The sequence below is a fragment of the Stenotrophomonas sp. HMWF003 genome, assembly GCF_003061285.1.
Lineage (GTDB): Bacteria > Pseudomonadota > Gammaproteobacteria > Xanthomonadales > Xanthomonadaceae > Stenotrophomonas > Stenotrophomonas maltophilia_AP.
In genome coordinates, this window is sequence record NZ_QAIW01000394.1 from 1,430 (window position 1) to 2,900 (window position 1,471).

The 1,471-nt window shown below is 68.5% G+C and carries 2 protein-coding genes and 1 pseudogene; all 3 read right to left on the reverse strand.

Going from position 1 to position 1,471, the window contains the following annotated elements:
• Positions 1–186, reverse strand: a 186-nt coding sequence (locus tag DBR34_RS23590) for a crossover junction endodeoxyribonuclease RuvC (protein ID WP_258224039.1), incomplete at its 3' end; no start/stop codon positions are given.
• A 129-nt stretch (positions 187–315) separates the two neighbouring features.
• Entirely contained in the window at positions 316–1,047 is a 732-nt protein-coding gene (locus tag DBR34_RS16835; protein WP_128097646.1) for a YebC/PmpR family DNA-binding transcriptional regulator, read from the reverse strand.
• Positions 1,048–1,140: 93 nt separating this feature from the next.
• Positions 1,141–1,471, reverse strand: a pseudogene (locus DBR34_RS23595) (alpha/beta hydrolase); the annotation flags it as partial.

Genomic DNA, 1,471 nt, shown 5'->3' on the forward strand with positions numbered 1-1,471 from the left:
GCGGTATTCCTCGACCAGGGCGTTCAGGCCCAGCACCAGCAGCTTCATGCGCTGCGGGAAATCGTCGGCGCCCAGCAATACCAGCGGCAGGTGGTGCACGTGCACGACCTTGCCGGTGGCATCCACATCAATGATGCCCACCCCGGTGCGTTGCGAACCGGGGTCGATGCCGAGGATGCGGGTCATGCGGCACGCACGCGGCCGGGCAGGACCCGGAACGGAGCAGTGCGGCGGCGATGGCAGGGAACGGCTGGAGTCATCATGGTCCGCATTGTCCGCCCACCGGTCGCCAAAGGCGACCGGCAGCGCGTCCGGTCAGGCGTAGGCGTCCGCGCCGAGGTCGGCGTTGGAGAACACGTCCTGCACGTCGTCCAGGTCTTCCAGCATGTCCAGCAGCTTCTTGACCTGCAGGGCGGTGTCGCCTTCGACCTTGATGTCGTTGTCGGCGCGGAAGGTCAGTTCGGCGTGGTCCGGGGTCAGCTTGGCCGCTTCCATGGCGTCCTTGACCGCGTGGTAGCTGTCGGCGGCGGTCAACACGTCGATCGCGCCGTCTTCCGGGTACACCACGATGTCGTCCGCGCCGGCCTCGATGGCCGCCTCGGTGATGGTCTCTTCATTGGCGCCGGCGGCGAAATGCAGCACGCCCACGCGCTTGAACATGAAGGCCACCGAGCCTTCGGTGCCCATGTTGCCGCCGCACTTGCTGAACGCGTGGCGGACATCGGCCACGGTGCGCACGCGGTTGTCGGTCAGGCAGTCCACGATCACGGCCACGCCACCGGGGGCATAGCCCTCGTAGCGGATCTCCTCGTATTCCACGCCTTCCAGTTCGCCGGTGGCCTTCTTGATGGCGCGCTCGATCACGTCCTTGGACATGTTCGAGGCCAGGCCCTTGTCCATGGCAACCCGCAGGCGCGGGTTGTTGTTGGGGTCTCCTCCACCGCCGCGCGCGGCAACGCCGATCTCGCGGATGATCTTGGTGAAAATCTTGCCGCGCTTCGCGTCGGACGCGTTTTTGCGGTTCTCGATCGAGGGACCTCTACCCATGGGTATTACCGTGCTTGCATGAGGAACAGGGCGCGGATTCTACCTGATCGCCCGCCGCGACCGTGTTAGTCGTGGCCGGGGGGCCGCCCGTGCTCAGGCGGCGTGGGCGGCGCGGTCGGGCCGGAAGCGGCCATCGCGCAGGAAGGCGGCGGTCTGGCGCGCCGCCTCGGGGGAAAACACCAGCCCGCTGTGGCTTGCCGGGACCACGCAATGGTCGGCCAGGCCCGGCAGGTGGGTCTCATCGAGCGCCACGGTGCCGTCGGAGGCCTCGCCAATGGCGCCCAGCAGGCTGCCCAGCCCGTGCGGGACCGAGCCGGCGATCAACCCCACCTGCGCCCTGCCCTCCCAGGCCGGCAGGCCGTCGAGCAGCAATTCGCTGCTGCGGCCCAGCGCCAGCGACCAGCCATGGTCGGCCAGCGAGCGG